This window comes from Modestobacter sp. Leaf380, from assembly GCF_001424485.1.
Lineage (GTDB): Bacteria > Actinomycetota > Actinomycetes > Mycobacteriales > Geodermatophilaceae > Klenkia.
Window position 1 is genome coordinate 201,259 of sequence record NZ_LMQC01000012.1, and the last position, 20,108, is coordinate 221,366.

General features: G+C 73.9%; 25 protein-coding genes. All 25 read left to right on the top strand.

The window, feature by feature from the left end; all coding sequences use genetic code 11:
- Positions 1-33 precede the first annotated feature (33 nt).
- The 25 genes from fliS (at position 34) to ASG41_RS09100 (ending at position 20,090) form a co-directional block, all read left to right on the top strand.
- Entirely contained in the window at positions 34-417 is a 384-nt protein-coding gene (fliS, locus tag ASG41_RS08980; RefSeq protein ID WP_056292861.1) for a flagellar export chaperone FliS, read from the top strand.
- Entirely contained in the window at positions 414-833 is a 420-nt protein-coding gene (locus tag ASG41_RS08985) for a hypothetical protein (RefSeq protein WP_235564666.1), read from the top strand. The genes fliS and ASG41_RS08985 overlap by 4 nt, the downstream gene beginning before the upstream one ends.
- A 291-nt stretch (positions 834-1,124) precedes the next feature.
- Positions 1,125-1,454 (top strand): flagellar basal body rod protein FlgB, encoded by a 330-nt coding sequence (gene flgB / locus ASG41_RS08990; protein WP_235564668.1) that lies wholly within the window; start codon positions 1,125-1,127, stop codon positions 1,452-1,454.
- Positions 1,454-1,861 (top strand): flagellar basal body rod protein FlgC, encoded by a 408-nt coding sequence (locus ASG41_RS08995; protein WP_056292866.1) that lies wholly within the window; start codon positions 1,454-1,456, stop codon positions 1,859-1,861. The genes flgB and ASG41_RS08995 overlap by 1 nt, the downstream gene beginning before the upstream one ends.
- Entirely contained in the window at positions 1,858-2,262 is a 405-nt protein-coding gene (fliE, locus tag ASG41_RS09000) for a flagellar hook-basal body complex protein FliE (RefSeq protein WP_235564669.1), read from the top strand. Before ASG41_RS08995 ends, fliE begins: the two co-directional genes overlap by 4 nt.
- Positions 2,262-3,842, top strand: coding sequence for a flagellar basal-body MS-ring/collar protein FliF (gene fliF / locus ASG41_RS09005; RefSeq protein WP_056292868.1), 1,581 nt, complete (start codon positions 2,262-2,264; stop codon positions 3,840-3,842). The genes fliE and fliF overlap by 1 nt, the downstream gene beginning before the upstream one ends.
- Positions 3,839-4,921, top strand: a complete 1,083-nt coding sequence (gene fliG, locus ASG41_RS09010; protein WP_082556731.1) for a flagellar motor switch protein FliG — start codon at positions 3,839-3,841, stop codon at positions 4,919-4,921. The genes fliF and fliG overlap by 4 nt, the downstream gene beginning before the upstream one ends.
- Entirely contained in the window at positions 4,905-5,771 is an 867-nt protein-coding gene (locus ASG41_RS09015) for a FliH/SctL family protein (RefSeq protein ID WP_082556837.1), read from the top strand. Before fliG ends, ASG41_RS09015 begins: the two co-directional genes overlap by 17 nt.
- Entirely contained in the window at positions 5,768-7,087 is a 1,320-nt protein-coding gene (locus tag ASG41_RS09020) for a FliI/YscN family ATPase (RefSeq protein ID WP_056292870.1), read from the top strand. The genes ASG41_RS09015 and ASG41_RS09020 overlap by 4 nt, the downstream gene beginning before the upstream one ends.
- The gene (locus ASG41_RS09025; protein WP_056292872.1) at positions 7,084-7,530 is read left to right on the top strand and encodes a flagellar FliJ family protein; all 447 of its coding nucleotides are present in this window, start codon (positions 7,084-7,086) and stop codon (positions 7,528-7,530) included. The genes ASG41_RS09020 and ASG41_RS09025 overlap by 4 nt, the downstream gene beginning before the upstream one ends.
- Positions 7,518-8,483: an NlpC/P60 family protein gene (locus ASG41_RS09030; RefSeq protein ID WP_056292874.1), complete on the top strand. Its 966-nt coding sequence runs from the start codon at positions 7,518-7,520 to the stop codon at positions 8,481-8,483. Before ASG41_RS09025 ends, ASG41_RS09030 begins: the two co-directional genes overlap by 13 nt.
- Positions 8,480-10,231, top strand: coding sequence for a flagellar hook-length control protein FliK (locus tag ASG41_RS09035; protein ID WP_056292876.1), 1,752 nt, complete (start codon positions 8,480-8,482; stop codon positions 10,229-10,231). Before ASG41_RS09030 ends, ASG41_RS09035 begins: the two co-directional genes overlap by 4 nt.
- A gap of 9 nt (positions 10,232-10,240) precedes the next feature.
- Positions 10,241-10,663 (top strand): flagellar hook assembly protein FlgD, encoded by a 423-nt coding sequence (locus tag ASG41_RS09040; RefSeq protein WP_082556732.1) that lies wholly within the window; start codon positions 10,241-10,243, stop codon positions 10,661-10,663.
- Positions 10,664-10,696: 33 nt separating this feature from the next.
- Entirely contained in the window at positions 10,697-11,956 is a 1,260-nt protein-coding gene (locus ASG41_RS09045) for a flagellar hook protein FlgE (RefSeq protein ID WP_056292878.1), read from the top strand.
- 145 nt (positions 11,957-12,101) lie between these two features.
- On the top strand, positions 12,102-12,392 hold the full coding sequence (locus tag ASG41_RS09050; protein WP_056292880.1) for a flagellar FlbD family protein: 291 nt from the start codon (positions 12,102-12,104) through the stop codon (positions 12,390-12,392).
- Position 12,393: 1 nt separating this feature from the next.
- Positions 12,394-13,170: a motility protein A gene (locus tag ASG41_RS09055; protein WP_056292881.1), complete on the top strand. Its 777-nt coding sequence runs from the start codon at positions 12,394-12,396 to the stop codon at positions 13,168-13,170.
- On the top strand, positions 13,167-14,147 hold the full coding sequence (locus ASG41_RS09060) for a flagellar motor protein MotB (protein WP_082556733.1): 981 nt from the start codon (positions 13,167-13,169) through the stop codon (positions 14,145-14,147). Before ASG41_RS09055 ends, ASG41_RS09060 begins: the two co-directional genes overlap by 4 nt.
- Positions 14,144-14,623, top strand: a complete 480-nt coding sequence (fliL, locus tag ASG41_RS09065) for a flagellar basal body-associated protein FliL (protein ID WP_056292882.1) — start codon at positions 14,144-14,146, stop codon at positions 14,621-14,623. The genes ASG41_RS09060 and fliL overlap by 4 nt, the downstream gene beginning before the upstream one ends.
- Positions 14,624-14,773: 150 nt before the next feature.
- Complete coding sequence (locus tag ASG41_RS09070) at positions 14,774-15,742, top strand: flagellar motor switch protein FliM (RefSeq protein ID WP_056292883.1); 969 nt, start codon at positions 14,774-14,776, stop codon at positions 15,740-15,742.
- Positions 15,739-16,494, top strand: a complete 756-nt coding sequence (gene fliN / locus ASG41_RS09075; RefSeq protein WP_056292890.1) for a flagellar motor switch protein FliN — start codon at positions 15,739-15,741, stop codon at positions 16,492-16,494. The genes ASG41_RS09070 and fliN overlap by 4 nt, the downstream gene beginning before the upstream one ends.
- The gene (locus ASG41_RS09080) at positions 16,491-17,051 is read left to right on the top strand and encodes a flagellar biosynthetic protein FliO (protein ID WP_056292892.1); all 561 of its coding nucleotides are present in this window, start codon (positions 16,491-16,493) and stop codon (positions 17,049-17,051) included. Before fliN ends, ASG41_RS09080 begins: the two co-directional genes overlap by 4 nt.
- Positions 17,048-17,875 carry a flagellar type III secretion system pore protein FliP gene (gene fliP / locus ASG41_RS09085; RefSeq protein ID WP_082556734.1) on the top strand — a complete coding sequence of 276 codons (828 nt, stop codon included), beginning with the start codon at positions 17,048-17,050 and terminating at the stop codon, positions 17,873-17,875. Before ASG41_RS09080 ends, fliP begins: the two co-directional genes overlap by 4 nt.
- Positions 17,875-18,150: a flagellar biosynthesis protein FliQ gene (gene fliQ / locus ASG41_RS09090; protein WP_056292895.1), complete on the top strand. Its 276-nt coding sequence runs from the start codon at positions 17,875-17,877 to the stop codon at positions 18,148-18,150. The genes fliP and fliQ overlap by 1 nt, the downstream gene beginning before the upstream one ends.
- Before the next feature lie 4 nt (positions 18,151-18,154).
- Complete coding sequence (fliR, locus tag ASG41_RS09095; RefSeq protein WP_056292900.1) at positions 18,155-18,916, top strand: flagellar biosynthetic protein FliR; 762 nt, start codon at positions 18,155-18,157, stop codon at positions 18,914-18,916.
- A 4-nt stretch (positions 18,917-18,920) separates the two neighbouring features.
- Complete coding sequence (locus ASG41_RS09100; RefSeq protein ID WP_056292905.1) at positions 18,921-20,090, top strand: flagellar biosynthesis protein FlhB; 1,170 nt, start codon at positions 18,921-18,923, stop codon at positions 20,088-20,090.
- Positions 20,091-20,108 lie beyond the last annotated feature (18 nt).

The window sequence follows — 20,108 nt, forward strand, 5'->3', positions numbered from 1 at the left end:
CACCACCGCCCCCGAAGCCCAGGAGTCCTCCCGATGACCGCCGCCCTCCGTGCCCGGTACGTGAACGAGTCGGTCGCCACCGCGTCCCCGCAGCGCCTGCTGGTCATGCTGTACGACCGCCTCGCACTGGACCTGGAGCGGGCCCAGGCCTCACTGTCGGCCGGCGACCGGCCCGGCGCGAGCGCTCTGCTCATGCACGCCCAGGACATCGTCCTGGAGCTGCACAGCACGCTCAACGTCGAGGACTGGGACGGCGGCCCGGCCCTGTCCTCCCTCTACAACTGGGTCTACGGCGAGCTGGTGCTGGCCAACGTCAAGGGCGACGCCCGCCGGGTGGCCGACTGCCGCACCGTCGTCGAGCCCCTCCGGGACGCGTGGGTCGCTGCCGCCGCCAGCCTCGCCGCAGACCCGGTGTGAGCCTGCCCGGCCTGCGGGCCATCAGCTCCACCGAGTACCGCGCCGCCCCGGCCACCCGCGCCGAGGACGGCGGCCAGGGCCGGCGCCAGTCCGACCGCCCGGCGCAGTCCTGGGCCGAGGCCCTGGACGGCATCGAGGCCGACACCCACGCCGCCGAGCGCACCCTGGCCGGCGCCACCCCCGACGAGATCGCCGCCTGGGGACGCCGGTCCACCGACTGGGTGCCGCCCTCGGGCCTGGGCCCGCTGCCGGCTGACCTGCGCGAGCGGGCCGCCCGGCTGCTGCAGCACCAGCTCGCCGTCGCCGAGGCCCTCGTGGAGGGCATCACCCAGTCCCGCCGCCAGCGCGACGTCGCCGCCCGGATGTCCCAGAACCCGACCCGCCCGGTGTCCTCGTTCATCGACCGCCCGGTTTGAGCGCCGGCACCGTCCCAGCGCCCCACCAGCACGGACCCACCGAGAGGGGGGAGGCCACCGGCCTCCCCCCTCTCGGCGTCCCACCCCCCGCGCCCCGGCCGCCCCGTCGGGGGTCAGGAGCCCCGGCGGGCCCGTCGGCCCCCTTCGACCCACGAGTCACACGGGTCAGATCGGCCCCGGTGGTCACGTCCCGGTCAGGCACTGCCGATGAACGACTCGCACGAGGAAAGGCCCCTTCCCCGGGGCCTCCCGCGGACCAGTCGGAGGCAAGAGATGATCGCGGACGCCACCATGACGTCGCTGCACGCAGCGTTGTCAGGCCTCTCCCAGCGGCAGCGCGTCAGCGCCGACAACATCGCCAACATCAACACCCCGGGCTACCTGGCCGGGCGCACCGACTTCGAGTCGACGCTGCGCCGCCAGGTCGAGGACGGCGACACCCCCACCGTGGGCGCCGGCACGACGTCCCGCTCGCTGGCCGCCACGCGCACCGACGGCAACAACGTCGACCTGGACTCCGAGACCGTCATCGCCACCGAGACCGGCCTGCGCTACCAGCTGGCGCTGTCGGCCCTCAACGGCAAGTACGACCTCCTGCGCAGCGCCCTCCGGACGCAGTGATGGCCGTCTTCGACTCCATCGCGATCTCGGGCTCCGGGATGACGCTGCACCGCAAGTACCTCGACGCGGTCTCGGACAACATCGCCAACATCAACACCGCGGCAGCCCCGGACCAGGAGGCCTTCAAGGAGCGCTTCATCGTCGCCCAGGCCGTGGACTACGGCTCGGGCACCGGCGGCGTCCGGGTCGCCGGCGCCGCGTTCGGCAGCGCCGAGGGCAAGCTCGTCTACTCCCCCGACAACCCGCTGGCCGACGACGAGGGCTACGTGCGGATGCCCGACATCGACCTCGGCACCCAGATGACCAACCTGCTCATCGCGCAGCGTGGCTACCAGGCCAACATCAGCGCGATCTCGCGGGCCACCGACGCCTACCAGGCGGCTCTCCAGCTCGGGAAGAACCTGTGACGATCAACCCGGTCGCGATGACCACCGGCTACGGCATCGGCGTCAACAGCGGCTACTACAACAACGGCGCCAGCAACAGCGTGCCGGCCACCGACATCAGCGGGATGCTCACCCAGGGCACCGGCGCGCTGGGCGGCGGCTCGGCGACCTCCGCGGTGCAGGCACCCACCAACGCCGACGGCAGCACCTTCGCCGACGTCCTCACCGCCTCGATCGGGCAGCTGCAGGGCCTGCAGAAGACCTCCGACACGATGGCCACCCAGGCCGCCACCGGCGACCTGCAGGACGTGCACGACTACATGATCGCCGCCAGCGAGGCCCGCCTGTCCACCGAGGCCGTCGTCACGATCAAGAACAAGGCCGTCGAGGCCTTCAACGACATCATGCGGATGCCGGTCTGATGCCCGCCGCCCTCGCCGGTCCGCTGGACCGCGCCCGCGCCGCCCTGGCCACCATGACGGCGGCCCAGAAGGCCACCCTCGTGGGTCTCGTGCTCGTGCTGGTCCTGGGCGGCTTCTTCTTCGTGCGCTGGGTGACCGCCCCCACCTACGAGCCGCTGTTCACCAACCTGTCGGCCACCGACGCCTCGGCCATCACCGACGAGCTCACCGCCGAGGGCGTGGACTACCAGCTCCAGGGCGCCGGCACGATCCTGGTCCCCAAGGACCGGGTCTACGCGCTGCGCCTGTCGGTCGCCGGCAAGGGCCTCACCCCGCAGGAGGGCAGCGACTCCGGCTACTCCCTGCTCGACGAGCAGGGCATCACCACCAGCGAGTTCGAGCAGCAGACCACCTACCAGCGGGCCCTCGAGGGCGAGCTCAACAACACCCTCGAGGCGATGGACGGCGTCCGGACCGCCTCGGTGCACATCGCGATGCCCAAGGACGAGGTCTTCGTCACCGACGAGAGCCGCCCCACCGCCGCCGTGCTGCTGGCCCTCACCCCGGGCACCTCGCTGGCCGGTGAGCAGGTGCAGGCCGTGGTCAACCTGGTCTCCAGCTCCATCCAGGGCATGGACCCCGCCGACGTCACCGTCTCCGACACCACCGGCCGGGTCCTCTCCGCCGCCGGTGGTGGCGCCAGCACCGACAGCCAGGCCGACGCCACCGCGACGTTCCAGCAGACCCTGCAGGCCAACGCCCAGGCGATGCTGGACCGGGTGCTGGGCCCCAACAACTCCATGGTCACCGTCGCCGCGACGATGAACTTCGACCAGAGCAACAGCACCAGCACCACCTACAGCTACCCGGCCGAGATCCCGGCGCTGGCCGAGGCCTCGACGACCGAGCAGTACACCGGCACCGGCGGCGCCGGCGCGGCCGGGGTGCTGGGCACCGACGGCACCGCCACCACCGCCGGCGGCGGAGACGGCTCGTACACCAAGGAGGACACCACCTCCAACAACGCGGTGAACACCGAGGTGCGGACGACGATCGCGGCCCCCGGCCAGGTCGAGCGGCTCACCGTCGCCGTCGTCCTCAACAGCGCCGACGGCGCCGCCACCATCGCCCCGGGCACCGTGCAGGACCTGGTCGGCAACGCCGTGTCCCTGGACCCGGCCCGCGGCGACGCCATCACGGTCGCCTCGGCCGCCTTCGACACCGGCGCCGCCGACGCCGCCACCGCCGACATCGCCGCCCAGCAGGCCGCGGAGGCCAGCGCCCAGATGTGGTCGCTGGTGAAGACCGGCGCCATCGTCGGCGGCCTGCTGCTGCTGGTCCTGCTGGTGTGGCTGAAGAACCGCAAGAAGAAGGACGAGTTCGACGAGGACTACGAGGCCCTGGAGCTCGAGGGCGCCGACGACCTGGACCCGCTCATGGTGTCCAGCACCCGCGACCAGGCCCTGGGCCTGCGCACGTCGGCGGCCATCGAGGCCCTGGAGCGGCAGCGGCTGCGCGGTGAGATCACCTCGATGATCGAGGCGCAGCCCGACGCCGTGGCCTCCACCCTCCGCGGCTGGTTGGCCGAGAGCCGCACATGAGCCTGACGAGCGTCGAGCAGATGGTCGGCCTGGGCCCCGGGAGCGAGCTGGACCGGGCGCCCGTCCGGCTCCCCCGCCGCGACATGTCCGGCCTGCGCAAGGCCGCGCTGTTCCTCGCCCAGATGTCCCGCGAGGAGGCCGGCGCGGTCATGGCGCAGCTGACCCCCGACGAGATCGACGCCCTGACCGGTGAGCTGATGCGGCTCAAGGACGTGGCGCCGACCGACGTCGACGACGTCCTCTACGAGTTCCACGAGCGGATGGTCAACCCCACCCACCTCGGTGCCGGGGGGATGGACTTCGCCCGCGACGCGCTGACCGCCGGCCTGGGCGACGCCGAGGCCGAGGCGGTGCTGGGCCGGCTGCAGGCCGTGTACGTCGACCCGCCGTTCACCTCGCTGCGCAACGCCGACACCCGGCAGCTGCTCTCCTTCATGCGCGAGGAGCACCCGCAGATCATCGCCCTGGTCCTGGCCCACCTGCCGGCGACCCAGAGCGCGGAGCTGATGAGCCGCCTGGAGCCCCAGCGGCAGGCCGACGTCGCGCTGCGGATCGCCATGATGGACCGGACCTCCCCCGAGGTCGTCCGGCTCGTCGAGGACGAGATCAGCCGCCGGATGGGCTCCCTGCTGGCCTCCCCCGAGCTGTCCTCGGCCGGTGGCGTCGAGACCCTGGTCGAGATCATCAACCGGGCGTCCCGGCCGACCGAGAAGTCGATCCTGGAGTCGCTGTCGGCCAGCGACCCGGAGCTGGCCGAGAAGGTCCGCTCGCAGATGTTCGTCTTCGAGGACATCGTCATCGTCGACGACCGGTCCATGCAGCTGGTGCTGCGCGAGGTCTCCACGGCCGACCTGGCCGCGGCCCTCAAGGGCGTGCGGGACGACGTCCGCGACAAGGTCATGCGCAACCTGTCCGAGCGTGCGGCCCTGGACCTGGGCGACGAGATCGAGCTGCTCGGCCCGGTCCGCGCCGCGGCCGTCGGCGAGGCGCAGGCCCGCGTGGTCGCCGCCCTGCGGGCGATGGAGGAGTCCGGGCAGATCGTGATCGACCGGGGTGGCGACGATGACCTCATCGCCTGAGGGCGCGGTGCTGCGCGGGGAGTCGACCGCGCGGGCCGTCGCCTGGGACCGCACGGTCCGCCCCGGCCGTCCGGTCCGGGTCGTGCCGGACCCGGTGCAGCTCGACGAGCTCACCGCCGACGCGGCGACCGACGCGCTGGGCCCGGTCCGCAGCGTGCTGCGCGGCGGGTCCGCCCGGGCCACCGCGTGGGCACCCGGGCCGACGGCCGAGCGGACCGTCGACCGCCGGGCACCCGGGTCGACCGGCCGCCGGGCCGGGGACGCCCCCGCGCCCCGGCTCGAGGAGGTCTACGCCGCCGAGCTGGCCCGGCTGCGCCAGCAGGCCCGGGCCGAGGGCTGGGCCGCCGGGCACGCCGAGGGCCTGGCCACCGCCACGGACGTCGTCGACCGGGTGGAGGCAGAGGCCGCCCAGCGGCTGGCGCTCACCCAGCAGCGCTGGGAGGCCCGCACCGCCTCGGCCGTCGCCGCGCTCACCGCGGCCTGCGCGCAGGTCGACGCCACCCCGCCGCTGGGCGGGGAGACCTTCGACGGCCTGGTCCTGGGCGCCACCCTGACCCTGGTCGAGGAGGTCTTCGCCCGCGAGCTGCAGGTCGCCCGCCGCCCCGGCATCGACGCCCTGCGGCGCGCCCTGGCGCTGTCCCCGACCGACGGTCCGGTCGTCGTCCGGCTGAACCCGGCCGACCTCGAGCGCATCCCCGAGTCCGCCCTCGCCCAGGTCCCCGACCACGTGCGCGTGGTCGGCGACCCCGCGGTCGAGCCCGCCGGCGCGATCGCCGATGCCGGGGTCAGCCGGGTCGACGCCCAGCTCGGCCCGGCGCTGCAGCGGGTCCGCGAGGTGCTCGGCGCGTGAGCGTGCAGGACGTCCTGGACCGGGCACGAGCCGCCGGCCGCCCGCTGTGCACCGGCGCCGTCACCGGCGCCATGGGCCTGACCATCACCGTCGAGGGCGTCACCTCCGCCGTCGGCGACATCGTCGAGATCGGCGGCGACGGCCCGTCCGGGGTGCGTCCGCTGCAGGCCGAGGTCGTCGCCCTGCACAAGGACCGGCTGACCTGCATGCCCCTGGGCGAGGTCGCCGGGGTCACCGTCGGCTCCCGGGTCCGCCCCACCGGCCGCCCGCTCCAGGTCCCGGTCGGCACCGCGCTGCTGGGCCGGGTCCTGGACGGGCTCGGCCGCCCGGTGGACGGCGGTCCCCCGCTGGCCGGCCGCGCCCGCTACGTCGACCTCGCCACCCAGACCCCGCACGCGCTCACCCGCACCCGGGTCGACCAGCCGCTGTCCTTCGGCGTCCGGGCGCTGGACACCCTGGTCCCCGCCGGCCGCGGCCAGCGGCTGGGCATCTTCGCCGGGTCCGGCGTGGGCAAGTCCACGCTGCTGGCCCAGATCACCCGCGGCACCGACGCCGACGTCCGGGTCATCGGCCTGATCGGCGAGCGTGGCCGCGAGGTCCGGGAGTTCCTGGAGGAGAACCTGGGCGCCGAGGGGATGGCCAACACCGTCGTCGTCGTCGCCACCTCCGACGAGCCGCCGCTGGTCCGGCTGCGGGCGGCCTTCGTGGCCACCCGGATCGCCGAGGACTTCCGCGACCAGGGCCGCGACGTGCTGCTGCTGATGGACTCCATCACCCGCACCGCCATGGCCCAGCGCGAGGTCGGGCTGTCCGCCGGGGAGCCCCCGGCGACCCGCGGCTACCCGCCGAGCGTCTTCGCGATGATGCCGCGGCTGCTGGAGAAGGCCGGCACCGGGCAGGTCGGCTCCATCACCGGGCTGTACACGGTGCTGGTGGAGGGCGACGACCACAACGAGCCCATCGCCGACACCGCCCGCTCGATCCTGGACGGGCACGTCGTCCTCACCCGGGCGATGGCCACCGCCGGGCACTTCCCGGCCATCGACGTGCTCGAGTCGATCTCCCGGGTCGCCTCCTCGGTGACGGCACCGCACCGGATGGCCGACGCCCGCGAGGCCCGCCGGCTGCTCGGCGCGCTGCGCGACGTCAAGGAGCTGATCGAGATCGGCGCCTACCAGGCCGGCAGCGACCCGCTCGTCGACCGGGCCCGTGCGCTGGAGCCCCAGCTCACCGGGTTCCTCCGGCAGACCGTCGAGGACAGCACGCCCCCCGACGAGGCGTGGGCCCGCCTGCACGCCATCGTCGGGTCGGCGTGAAGCGGACCGCCTTCCGCCTGCAGCCGGTGCTCGAGCTCCGCCGCGCCCAGGAACGCACCGCCGGCCTGGCCGCCGCAGAGGCCGAGCGCCGCGCGCTGCGCAGCGCCGAGCACGCCGACGAGGTCGCCGCCGCGCTCGGCGGTGCCGGGCTGCCGTCGGGGCTCACCGGCGCGGGTTTCCTCGCCGCGGTGGTCGGGGTGCGCGCCCTGGCTGCCGATGCAGGGGAGGCACGGGCGGCCGCGACCGCGACCGCCCAGCAGTCCGACGCGGTGCGAGCCGCCTGGACCGCGGCCGCCCAGCGGACCGCGGCACTGGAACGACTGGCCGAGCGCCACCGGCTCAGTGCACTCCGGGCCGAGCTGGCCGCCGAGGAGCGGGCCGTCGACGACATCGTCACCGGCCGTCACACCCGCAGCAGGGAGGAGGACACGTGGACGGACTGACCACGGTCCAGGGCCGGATCGCCGAGATCCAGACCCGGGTCGCCGCGTTCGCCGGCAGCAACCCGGTGGCCGCGCGCGCCTGGATCGCCGCCGCGGCCCAGGCCGGGCTCGGCACCACGGCCACCGCGTCCACGGCCGCCGCGACCCCCACCGCCGGCAACGCCGCGAGCGAGAGCGCCGTGGTCGACGCCGCGAAGAACTACCTCGGCGTCCCCTACGTGTGGGGCGGCACCGACCCGGCCAAGGGGCTGGACTGCTCCGGGTTCACCCAGCGCGTCTTCGCCGACCTCGGGATCAGCATCCCCCGCACCTCCAGCCAGCAGGCCACCGCCGGCACCGCGGTCGCCGGCCTCGCCGACGCCCGCCCCGGCGACCTGGTCTTCTTCGACAACAGCTCCTCCCGCTCCGGCATCGACCACGTCGGGCTCTACCTGGGCGGCGGCAAGATGATCGCCGCCCCGCAGGCCGGCGACGTGGTCAAGATCCAGGACGTCGGCAACCCCTCGGTGATCCGCCGGGTGCTGCCCAGCAACGGCGCGACCACCGCGGCGCCGGTCCCGGGCGCCGGCCTGTCCGGGGTGCCCTACAGCGACCTGTTCACCGCCGCGGGCGCCCGGCACGGCGTCTCCCCCGCCCTGCTCGCCGCGGTCGCCAAGACCGAGTCCGGCTTCGACTCCACCGCCACCAGCGGCGCCGGGGCGCAGGGGCTGATGCAGTTCATGCCGGCCACGGCCGCCGGCCTGGGCGTCAACGCGATGGACCCGGCCTCCGCCGTCGACGGTGCCGCCCGGTACCTCAGCCAGCTCACCGCCCAGTTCGGCTCGACCGACCTGGCGCTCGCCGCCTACAACGCCGGCCCGGGGACGGTCTCCCGGTTCGGGGGCATCCCGCCCTACCCGGAGACGCAGTCCTACGTCCGCAAGGTCACCGCGGCCGCGGCGGCGTACGCGTGACGCTGTCCGTGGGCGCACCGTCCACCCCCGCACCCTCCGCCCGTCCCACGTCACCGTCCTCGACCGCCGGGTCCGCCGACCGCTTCGCCGGCCTGCTGCGCGGCGAGGTCGCCGACCGGGCACCCTCCGGGCGGGGCGCCCCGACGACGACCGCCGGGACGGAGCCGGCCGAGGAGACCGCCGACGCCGTCCTCGCCCCCGGCGACGACGACGCCCGCACCGAGGACGGCTCCACCGCACCCGCGGCCCCGAGCCTGGTCCCGGCCTGGCTGGCGCTGGCGCTGGCGGCCCAGGCACCGACGGCGCAGACACCCACGGCGCAGACACCCACGGCGCAGGCACCGACGGGACCCGTCGCCGGCGACCCGGCCGCGGTCCCCGCACCTGTCGCCGGCGTGCTCGGCACGGCCGTCCCCGCCTCCGTCCCCGCCTCTGTCCCCGCCGTCCCCGCCTCCGGTGCTCCCGGCGCTGCCCCGGCCGGTCCGGCCCCCGCCGGGGTCGGCGCGATGGGGACGCTGCCCGACCAGGCCTCCCCCGTCGCCGTCGCCCGGACCGCGCACCTGCCCGGCACCCGGCCCGAGGGGCCCGCGGGCACCCCCGCGGCCGATCCCCCGGGCACCGCCGTCGGCGGACCGGACCCGCTCTCCGGCCCGCTCGCGGCCGCGCTGCGCGCCGCGCTGGGCGCGGCCGGCGGCTCGGGCGCCACCACCACCCCGTCAGCCACCCCGCCCGTCACCCTGCCAGTCACCCCGGCAGCGACGGCGCCTGCCGAGCCGACCGCAGCACCCGCGACGCCGGCCCCCGGCGCCCTGCCCGCCGCCGTCACCGAGGGGGTCGCCGTCCCGGTCGCGGCCCCGACCACCGGGGAGCCCGTCGAGGGCACGACCGGCGGTCCCGGCACGGCCACCACGGACCCGGCCGGCACCGCGGCGCCGGCCGCCCCGACGTCCGGCGCCCAGACCGGCACCGGTGCCGGCACCGGACAGCAGCAGGACGGGGCACCCACCGGCACCGGGACCGCCCCGGCCCGGGCCTCCGCGCCCTCCGCTCCGGGCGACGGCGCCCCCGCCACCGGCCTCCCGGTCGACACCGCGGTCGTCCGGGTCGCCGAGGGACCCGTGCGCGACGCGGCAGCGCCGCCGGCCGTCGCCGACGTCACCCCGGCCGGCGACGAGCAGACCGTCACCGGCCCGGCGCCCGCGCCGACCGTCACCGCCGGTGCAACCGCCGGCGCGACCCCGGCGGCACCCGCTGCCGCCCCCGCACCCCCCGTCGCCGCGCAGCTGGCCCCCCAGCTCACGGCGATGGCCTCCGGCCCCGACGGCAGCCACACGGTCACCGTCGTCCTGGCCCCCGAGTCCCTCGGCGAGGTGCACGTCCAGCTGGTGGTCACCGGCGACGAGGTGACCCTGAGCCTGGCGGCCGGCCACGAGCACGGCCGGGCGGCGCTGACCGAGGCACTCCCCGAGCTCCGTCGGGACCTCGCCGCGGCCGGCCTGACGGTCACCTCGGCGGAGGTCTCCCCCGACGCACCGGACCCCTCGGCGCCGTCGGGCAGCTCGGGCGGGCAGCAGTCGACCGCCCAGGGCTGGGCCCAGGGACGTGACGACCGGGCCTGGGGGACCGACCGGCGGTCCGGGACGGTACCGACCGGCACCGGGACTGCCGATGAGGACTCCGACACCACACGCACCACTCGTCACACCCGTACCGGCGGGCCGTCGACCGGTGTCGACGTCCGCGTCTGAGGAGGAACCGTGACCACCCCGATCACCAACGCCACACCCATCGCCAGCCTGATGGGCAGCACCCCGACCACCTCGGTCGGGGACACCGGGATGGACAAGGACACGTTCCTCAAGCTCCTGGTCGCCCAGATGAAGTACCAGGACCCGCAGGCCCCCACGGACTCCAGCGCGCTGATCTCGCAGAGCGCGACCTACTCCCAGGTCGAGGCGCTGCAGACCATCTCCGAGCAGAACACCGCGATGCTGGCGATGCAGCGGGCCTCCAGTGCCGGCGCCCTGGTCGGCAAGACGGTGAGCTACACCGACACCGACGGCAGCACGGTCACCGGGCAGATCAGCTCCGTGACGATCCCGACCGCCTCCACCGAGGCCGTGGCGACCATCGGCGGGACCACCGTCCCCGTCGGCCGGCTCACCGCCATCTCCGCCTGACCCACCTGCCCGACCGACACCCCAGGAGCCACCGTGCTGCGTTCGATGTTCTCGGCCATCTCCGGCCTGCGCGCCCACCAGACCAAGATGGACACCGTCGCGAACAACATCGCGAACGTGAACACCGTCGGGTTCAAGACCCAGAACACGGTCTTCGAGACCACGCTGACCCAGGTGCTGCGCAGCGGCAAGAGCCCCGACGGGCTCGAGGGCGGCAGCAACCCGGCGCAGGTCGGGCTCGGCGTCAAGCTGGCCGCCATCACCACCGACTTCGGCCAGGGCAAGACCCAGAACACCGGCCGCGCACTGGACTTCATGATCCAGGGCGACGGGTTCTTCGTCACCGAGGCCGACGGGCAGCAGCTCTACACCCGCGCGGGCTCCTTCACCTTCGACGGCTCCGGCAAGCTGATCACCGCCGACGGCGCCCGGGTGCAGGGCTGGGCCGCCGATGCCTCCGGCGTCGTCAACACCAACGGCGCGCTCGGCGACCTGGCCATCCAGTACGGCGCCGCGCTGCCCCCCAACGCCTCCACCTCCGCCACCCTGAGCCGCAACGTGCAGTACGTGGCCGGGACGACGGGCAACTCGGTCAGCACCGTCGCCACCCTCTACGACGAGGCCGGCACCGCCCAGCGGATGGTGCTCACCTACACCCAGGCCGCCACGTCCGCCGGCGCGAACAGCGACTGGACGCTGACCGTGGCCAACGAGAAGACCCCGAACACCCCGATCGTCTCCACGACCGTCTCGTTCCCCGGCGGCCAGAACCCGACCTTCGGCGCGGTCACCAACGGCACCTCCAGCGGCTCGGCCGCCGACTCCGTCCTCACCGTGGCCATGCCCTGGGGCGACGTCGACTTCGACATGAGCCAGGTCACCGCGTTCGCCGCCGGCACCCCGGTCGCCACCACCAAGCAGGACGGCTACGGCTCGGGCAGCCTGCAGAGCTTCTCGCTGCTGGAGGACGGCACCATCACCGGCGTCTACACCAACGGCGAGCGGCGCTCGGTGGGCAAGCTGGCGCTGGCCACGTTCGACAACCCCTCGGGCCTGGTCAACATGGGCAACACGTCCTACTCCAAGGGCGACAACTCCGGAGTCGCGCTGATCGGCACCGCCGGCAACGGCTCGCTGGGCACGCTGACCTCCGGCGCCCTGGAGATGAGCAACGTGGACCTCTCCGAGGAGTTCACCGGCCTGATCATCGCCCAGCGCGGGTTCCAGGCGAACAGCCGCGTCATCACCGCCTCCGACGAGCTGCTGCAGGACCTGGTCAACCTCAAGCGCTGACCCCCCAGCCGCTGCTGCGGCGCCAGTACCAGGACGGCCCGGTCACCCCTTCGGGGGGGCCGGGCCGTTCGGCTTCAGCACCTCCGCGCAAGGGCCGACAACACAACTGCCCACCCCGGGCAGCCCTTCGACCCAGGAGCAACCGGTGATCTGCCTGACCCGCCTGAACGGGGAGGCCTTCGCGCTCAACCCCGATCTGATCGAGCGCGTCGAGGCCCACCCCGACACCGTCGTCACCCTGACCGACGACGTCCGCTTCCTGGTCCGCGAGAGCGTCCACGACGTCCTCCGCGCGATCCGCGACTACCGCGCCGACGTGCTCGCCACGGCCTACGCGATGGACCGCGGCGCCTACCCGGTGCTGGAGCTGACCCCCCGTCCCACGGCCACCGCGGACCACTCGGTCCTGGCCTTCCCGATCCGCCAGGAGCGTTGACATGGACCCGGCAACCCTGATCGGTGTCGCGGTCGCGCTCGTCGCGATCGTGGCCTCGATGATCATGGAGGGCTCGTCCCCCATGGCCATCATCCTGCTCCCGCCCATCATCCTGGTCTTCGTCGGCACCTTCGGCGCCGCGATCGCCGGGTCCACCATGGCCGACGTCAAGAAGCTCGGCGGCTGGTTCAAGATGGGCCTGATGCCGGTCGCGGTGCCCCCGGCCACCGAGCAGATCCAGACCCTGGTGACGCTGGCGGAGAAGGCACGCAAGGAGGGCCTGCTGGCCCTGGAGGCCTCGATCAAGGCCATCGAGGACGCCTTCCTGCAGCGCGGCCTGCAGATGGCCGTGGACGGCACCGACCCCGAGGACCTGCGCACGGTCCTGGAGAGCGAGATCGCGGCCAAGAAGGCCGAGGACAAGGTCGCCGCCAAGTTCTTCACCGCGATGGGCGGCTACGCCCCGACCATCGGCATCATCGGCACCGTCATCGGGCTCATCCACGTGCTGGAGAACCTGAACAAGCCCGAGACGCTGGGCCACCTCATCGCCGCCGCCTTCGTCGCGACCCTGTGGGGCGTGCTGTCGGCCAACGTCTTCTGGCTCCCCATGGCCGCCAAGATCACCCGTACCAGCGACCTGCAGGCCGCCCAGATGACCCTGCTCGTCGAGGGCATCTCGGAGATCCAGGCCGGCACCAGCCCGCGCACCGTCCGGCAGAAGCTCACCAGCCTCGTGCCCCCGAGCGAGGCCGCTGCCGCGGCCGCGGCGGCGTGAGCGGGCACGCGCCCTCCGGTCGCCGGCGGGCCAAGCCCCACGAGGAGGAGGAGCACGAGAACCACGAACGGTGGCTGGTCTCCTTCGCCGACATGATGACGCTGCTGACCGCCGTGTTCATCGTCCTCTACTCGATCAGCCAGGTCGACCAGCTCAAGTTCGCCGCGCTGGCCGAGGGCCTGTCGGAGAGCTTCGGCTCGCCGACCAGCGTGCTGACCGACGGCTCCCCCACCAACGACCCGGGTGTGCTGGACGCCATGTCCGCGCCGATCCCGGTGACCACGGACTACGACCCGACCGAGCGCGCCGACCAGCGCTCGGTGGACCTGGCCGCCGCCCAGGCGGCCGCCGACCACAGCGAGCAGGTGCAGGCCGAGGCGCAGGCCACCTTCGACCAGCTGCGCGCGGCACAGCAGGCCATCGAGGCGGCACTCGCCGCCGCGGGGCAGCCCGACGCGGTCGAGTTCACCATCGACGAGCGCGGCCTGGTCGTGCACGTCGTGGCCGACCAGGTGCTCTTCGGCCCCGAGCAGGCCGGCCTGCGCACCGAGGGGGCCGGGGTGCTCGACGCCCTCGCCCCGACGCTGGCCGCACTGCCCAACCAGCTGCGCATCGAGGGCCACACGAACTCCCTGCCGGTGACGCCGGGCGGTCCGTTCCCCAGCAACTGGGAGCTGTCCACCGCCCGGGCGACGACGGTGCTCCGGCACCTCGCCGAGACCGACGGGCTGCCCGAGGCCCGACTGTCCGCAGCCGGCTTCGCCGCCACCCGGCCGCTGCTGGCCGACTCCGACCCCGCGTCGGTCTCGGTCAACCGACGGGTCGACATCGTCGTCCTGTCCGACGCCTCCACCGAGGCCAACGCCCAGCTCCCCGGCCTCGCCGCCGAGGCCGCCCGCACCGCCGGGGCCACCCCCACCACCACCGTCGAGCCCGCCACCGTCAACGCCGTCACCGCCCAGGAGAGCACCCCGTGAGCGCACCCACCAAGACCAAGCCCAGCGCCAAAGCCGCCGAGGCCGCGGTCGACGAGGAGTCCGCCGGCGGGGGCAAGAAGAAGCTCATCGCGATCGTGCTGGTGGTGCTGCTGGCCGCCGGTGCGGCGGCGTGGTTCTTCCTCTTCGCCGGCAGCGGCGAGGCCGAGGCCGAGCCCGCCCCGGTCGCCGGCGCCGTCCTCCCCCTGGAGTCCACGGCGGTCAACCTGGCCGGCAGCGGCTACCTCAAGATCGGGGTGACCCTGCAGCTGACCGAGGAGGCCGGCGAGGAGGCCCCCGACGGGTCCCGAGCCACCGACATCGTCATCGAGACGTTCTCCGGCGCCCAGCTGGCCGACGTCACCGGCAACCGGGAGGCGATGAAGGCCGAGCTCGAGCAGCGCATCGAGGAGGCCTACAACGTCGACGGCGAGCACCTGGTGATGGGCATCTACTACACCGAGTACGTCACCCAGTAACCCGCTCCACCTCCCAGGCAGGGGAGGCCCAGCACACCCTCGGGACGCCGAGAGGGGGTGCCGGGCCTCCCCTGCCTCGTCGGGTGGGTGTGACGTCCGGGGCAGGGGTGGACGGTCAGGTTGCCCCCCGGCACCGCCGATGAGGGGGGCGTGACCCTCGCCGACGCCGCACCCGCCCCCCGCGGGGCAGCGCTGATGGCGGCGCGACGGCGCCGCGGCGAGCCCCGCAGCTACGACTTCCGACGGCCCACGAAGCTGTCCCGGGACCACGTCCGGGTGCTGCAGAACGCGCTGGAGACCTTCGCGCGGCAGTGCGCCACCAACCTGACCCAGGTGCTGCGCACCGAGGTCAAGCTGGAGCTCGGCGGCATCGACCAGTTCGCCTACGACGACTACGTCGCGCACCTGGACAACCCCTCGTTCATGACGGTGCTCAACTTCGAGCCGCTGCAGGGCCGCGGTCTGCTGACCTGGTCGCTGGACATGGCGATGGCGATGATCGACCAGCTGCTGGGCGGGTCGGGCGCCTCCGAGCAGCCGCAGCGACCGATGACGGGCATGGAGACCCGGCTGGCGCGCTACCCCCTCGAGCGGGTGCTGCACGAGCTCGCCCTGGCGCTGCGTCCCATCGTGCGCGTCGACTTCGGCCTCGAGGGCTTCGAGTACAACCCGCACCTGGCCCAGCTGGCGGTGAGCTCGGAGACCGTCGTCGTCGCCTCGTTCTCGCTGTCGCTGGGTGACCGGGAGACCGAGGCGACGGTCATGCTGCCCTTCGCCCCGTTCGCCCCCGCCCTCCACGACGCCACCTCCCCGCAGCTGTCCGCCCAGGCGGTCCGCGACCGCAAGGCCGCCAGCGAGGCCCTGTCGGCGCGGCTGGGCGCGGTGCCCGTGGAGGTCAACGCCCGCTTCCGGCCGCTGGCCGTGCCCAGCGCCGACCTGCTCAGCCTCGCCGTCGGCGACGTGCTGCTGCTGCGGCACCCGCGGGACAGCCCGCTGGAGGTCACCACCAACGACGTCGTCTTCGCCCACGCCGTCGCCAGCAACCACCGCCGGCGGCTGGCCGCCGAGATCGTCGCCGCCCCCGGCCTCACCACCACTGCATCGAGGGACGCCCTGTGAGCACCAGCACGAGCGGACGCACCGACGACGCCGCCACCATCAGCGCCGCGGTGGTCAGCGCCGCCCAGGCCGCCGGCACCCTGCTGCCGGCGCCCTCCCCGCTGAGCACCGGCTCGGCCGTCGACGACCCCGACATCGCCCCGCTGCCCGGCAGCAGCCCGGCCGCGATCACCGCCCGGCTGTCCGGGGAGGTCAGCGGGGACGTCGTCCTCGTCGTGGCCGGCCCGCTGGTCGAGGCGCTGGCCAACTCCCCGGTCGGCAAGCTGGACGTCGCCGCGGCGATGCGCCCGGCACTGGAGGCGGCCGCCGCGGTGCTGGGGCGGGTCACCGTCACCAGCGAGCGGATGGAGGAGCCCGAGGCGGCCCTGGACGGCCTGCGCGACAAGGGCGTCTTCCTCGCCGTCCCGCTGCTGGCCGGCGGCGAGCACCTGGCCACCTTCGCCCTGCAGGTGACCCTCCCCCGGCCCCAGGGCCAGACCCAGCGCGGCAGCCTGGAGCTGCTGCGCAACGTGGCCATGGAGGTCACGGTCGAGATCGGCCGGACCCGCATGACGGTGCAGGAGCTGCTCTCGCTCTACCCGGGGGAGATCGTCGAGCTCGACCGCGCCGCCAGCGCGCCGGCGGACCTGCTGGTCAACGGCACCCTCATCGCGCGCGGCGAGGTCGTCGTCGTCGACGAGGAGTTCGGGCTGCGGATCACCGAGGTGGTCACCGACGCCGCCGCCGCCGAGCTGGGGCAGCAGTCGGCATGACCTGGATGGTCATCCGGCTGGTGCTGACGCTGGCCTTCGTGGGCGGCGTGCTGTGGTTCGCCGCCCGGCTGGCCAAGAAGCGCGGCCTGGGCGGGGGGAACGGGCTCATCGAGGTCGTCGCCCGGCAGCGGATGGGCCGGTCCAGCACGGTCAGCGTGCTGCGCGTGGCCGACCGGGTGCTCGTCGTGGGCACCACCGAGGAGCACGTCACCCTGCTCGCCGAGATGGACGGCGAGGTCGTCGAGGACGCCCTGGCCGACATCGAGTCCGAGCGCGAGCAGGCCCAGGCGGCCCGCCGCGCTGCGGCCGCCGCCCGCAGCGCCGCCCGCCGTCCGGCCGCGGTCGGCGCCGGGCTCGACGAGGACCCGTCCGCCACCCGCAGCCTGCCCCCGGTCCCCGGCGTGCGCCGTCCCAGCGGTGCCGCCCCGGCCGTCGGCCGGCACGGCGGGACGACGGGCGCCACCGGCGGCACCGGCCTGCTCGCCGGCTCGGTGTTCGACCGCGGCGCCTGGACCTCGGTCGTCGAGGGCCTGCGCGAACGCACGGTCCGCAAGTGACGGCGCGCGAGCGCACCGGTCGCTGGGCCACCCGGGTCGGGGTGGTCGCCACCGCCGGCACCGCCCTGCTGACCCTGCTGGCCACCGCCGCGCTCGCCGCCCCCGTGGACCCGACCGACCCGACCGCGCCGATCGCCCCCGTGGTGGACGGCTCCACCGGCGGGCTGGACATCAACATCGGGGGCAACAGCCCCTCCAGCGCCATCACCCTGATCCTGGCGATCACGGTGCTGTCGATCGCGCCGTCGCTGCTGCTGCTGGTCACCTCGTTCACCAAGATCATCGTGGTGCTCTCGCTGACCCGCAACGCCCTGGGCCTGCAGAACTCCCCGCCCAACCAGGTGCTGACCGGGCTGGCCTTCTTCCTGACGGTCTTCGTCATGGGCCCGGTGATCGCCGACATCAACGACCTGGCGGTCCAGCCCTACCTGGACGGCCAGCTGTCCATCGGACAGGCCTACGACGTCGGGGTGGAGCCGCTCAAGGACTTCCTGCTGGCCAACACCCGCGGGGACGAGCTCAAGCTGATGGTCGGGCTGTCCGGCGAGCAGATGCCCGCCGACCCCGCCTCGGTGACGATGCTGACCCTGGTCCCGGCGTTCGTGCTCAGCGAGCTCAAGAGCGCCTTCATCATCGGGCTGGTCGTCTTCATCCCGTTCCTGGTGCTGGACATGCTGGTCAGCGCCGCACTGATGGCGATGGGCATGATGATGGTCCCGCCGGTCATCGTGTCGCTGCCGTTCAAGCTGCTGCTGTTCGTCGTCGTGGACGGGTGGGCGCTGATCACCACCGCCCTGGTCGGCTCGTACGGGACGTACGGCTAGTGGACGACGCCCAGATCACCGACATCGCGGTGCAGACGATGATCGTGGCCGCCAAGGTGTCGGCCCCGATCCTGCTCACCGCCCTGCTGGTCGGCTTCGCGATCTCGCTGTTCCAGGCCGCGACCCAGATCCAGGAGCAGACGCTCTCCTTCGTCCCCAAGATCATCGCGGTGGCCCTCGCGCTGGTGCTGACCGGCAACTGGGTGCTCTCGGAGCTGGTGAGCTTCACCGAGTCGCTGTTCGCCTCCCTGCCGACCCTCCTCGGCCGGACCTGACCCGGTGGACCTCCAGGTCCCCGAGGCGACCCTGGCGGCCCTGCTGCTGGCCACTGCACGCACGGCCGGGTTCGTCCTGGTCGCCCCGCCGTTCAACTCCAAGGCCATCCCCGCGCCGGTCAAGGGCGCTCTGTCGGTCGCCCTGGCACTGGTGGTCTTCAACCAGGTGCAGGCCACGCTGGGGGTCGTCTCGGTCGGGTACCTGGTGCTCACCGCCTTCACCGAGGTCGTCATCGGGGTGGCCTTGGGGTTCGTCGTCCAGCTGTTCTTCAGCGCCGTGCAGCTGGCCGGGGACGTGCTGGACCTGGCGGGCGGGTTCTCCCTGCAGCCGGCCTACGACCCGCTGATGATGAGCACCAGCTCCACGCTGGGCCGGCTGCACAACCTGCTGGCGATCGCCCTGCTGTTCACCAGCGGCGGCCACCTGCTGCTGGTCCGCGGGCTGCACACCTCCTACGAGGGGCTGCCGCTGGGCGCCGTGCTGCCCACCGACCAGCTCGGGGAGACCCTGGTCCACGCCGTCTCGATGATGTTCCTGGCCGCGATGCAGATCGCCGGGCCGATGGTGGCGGTGCTGCTGCTGGCCGACGTCGCGCTGGCGTTGCTGTCCCGGGCCTCCCCGGCGATGAACGTCTTCGCGCTCGGCTTCCCGGTCAAGATCATGCTGACCCTGGCGATGCTGGGGCTCACCTTCCCGCTGCTGCCCACCGCACTGGACGCGCTGATGGAGACCGCCGTCACCGCGTTCCTGGCCCTGCGGAGCTGAGGGCGTGGCCAAGGAGGGACCGGGTGGTGAGAAGACAGAGAAACCGACTCCCGAACGCCTCAAGAAGGCACGCAGGGACGGCGACGTCCCCCGCACCCAGGAGCTGGGGACCTGGCTGGGGGTGGTGACGGCCAGCTTCCTGCTGCCGTTCGTGGCCGGTCGGTCCTTCGACGGCGCGCAGCGCCTCTTCGTGCAGATCGGCGCGGTCGCCCGGCGGCCCGAGATCAGCTCGATCGAGGTGCTGCTCGGTGAGGCGCTGACGGCGTTCCTGACCGCCGTCCTGCCGATGGCCGCCGCGATCATGGTCGTCGGCGTGCTCGCCTCGGCCAGCCAGGGCGGGATCGTGTTCTCCGCCAAGCCGATGGCGCCCAAGCTCAGCAAGCTCAACCCGTTCCCGGGGTTCAAGCGCATGTTCGGCGGTCACGGCCTGTGGGAGACCACCAAGGCGCTGGTCAAGACCGCCGCCATCGGGGTCACGATCGTGCTGACCATCGACAAGGCGCGGACGCTGGTGGCGTCGTCGGGGTCCATGCCGCTCTCGGCCGTGGCGTCGGTGTTCACCGACTCGGCGCTGCTGATGCTGCGGGTGGCCGCGATGACCGGGCTCGTGCTCGCGGTCGCGGACTACATGGTCGTCCGGATGCAGTCGCGGAAGAAGCTGAAGATGAGCCTCTACGAGATCAAGCAGGAGCACAAGCAGCAGGAGGGCGACCCGCACGTGAAGGGCCAGCGCCGCTCGGCCATGCTCGCCGCGGCCCGCAACCGGATGATGACCGACGTGACCACGGCCGACGTGCTGCTCACCAACCCCACCCACGTCGCGGTCGCACTGAAGTACGACGCGGCGTTCGGTGCCCCCCGGGTGGTCGCCAAGGGCGCCGGGGAGGTGGCCCGCAAGCTGCGCGAGCTGGCGGCGGCCTCGAACGTGCCGATGGTGCAGGACATCCCGCTGGCCCGCGCCCTGCACGGCAGCTGCGAGCTGGGCCAGGAGGTCCCGCCGCAGCTGTTCACCGCCGTCGCCCGGGTGCTGGCCTTCGTGATGCACCTGGGCGCCCAGGGCATCCGTGGCGGCGTGCACCGCCCCGGCTTCAGCGCCCCGGACACCACCGGGCTGCCCGTCGCCGGCCGCCGGCGCGCCCCGGCCGCCGACCCCGCGGACGCCACCGCGGCCTGAGGCGGTACCGACCGGCAC

Bases quoted from the DNA above. Each gene is read 5' to 3' on its own strand.
- ASG41_RS09055 (WP_056292881.1), top strand. From the start codon at position 12,394: ATGGACCCGGCAACCCTGATCGGTGTCGCGGTCGCGCTCGTCGCGATC.
- ASG41_RS09080 (WP_056292892.1), top strand. From the start codon at position 16,491: ATGACCTGGATGGTCATCCGGCTGGTGCTGACGCTGGCCTTCGTGGGC.
- ASG41_RS08995 (WP_056292866.1), top strand. From the start codon at position 1,454: ATGGCCGTCTTCGACTCCATCGCGATCTCGGGCTCCGGGATGACGCTG.
- flgB (WP_235564668.1), top strand. From the start codon at position 1,125: ATGACGTCGCTGCACGCAGCGTTGTCAGGCCTCTCCCAGCGGCAGCGC.
- fliG (WP_082556731.1), top strand. From the start codon at position 3,839: ATGAGCCTGACGAGCGTCGAGCAGATGGTCGGCCTGGGCCCCGGGAGC.
- fliS (WP_056292861.1), top strand. From the start codon at position 34: ATGACCGCCGCCCTCCGTGCCCGGTACGTGAACGAGTCGGTCGCCACC.
- ASG41_RS09015 (WP_082556837.1), top strand. From the start codon at position 4,905: ATGACCTCATCGCCTGAGGGCGCGGTGCTGCGCGGGGAGTCGACCGCG.
- fliF (WP_056292868.1), top strand. From the start codon at position 2,262: ATGCCCGCCGCCCTCGCCGGTCCGCTGGACCGCGCCCGCGCCGCCCTG.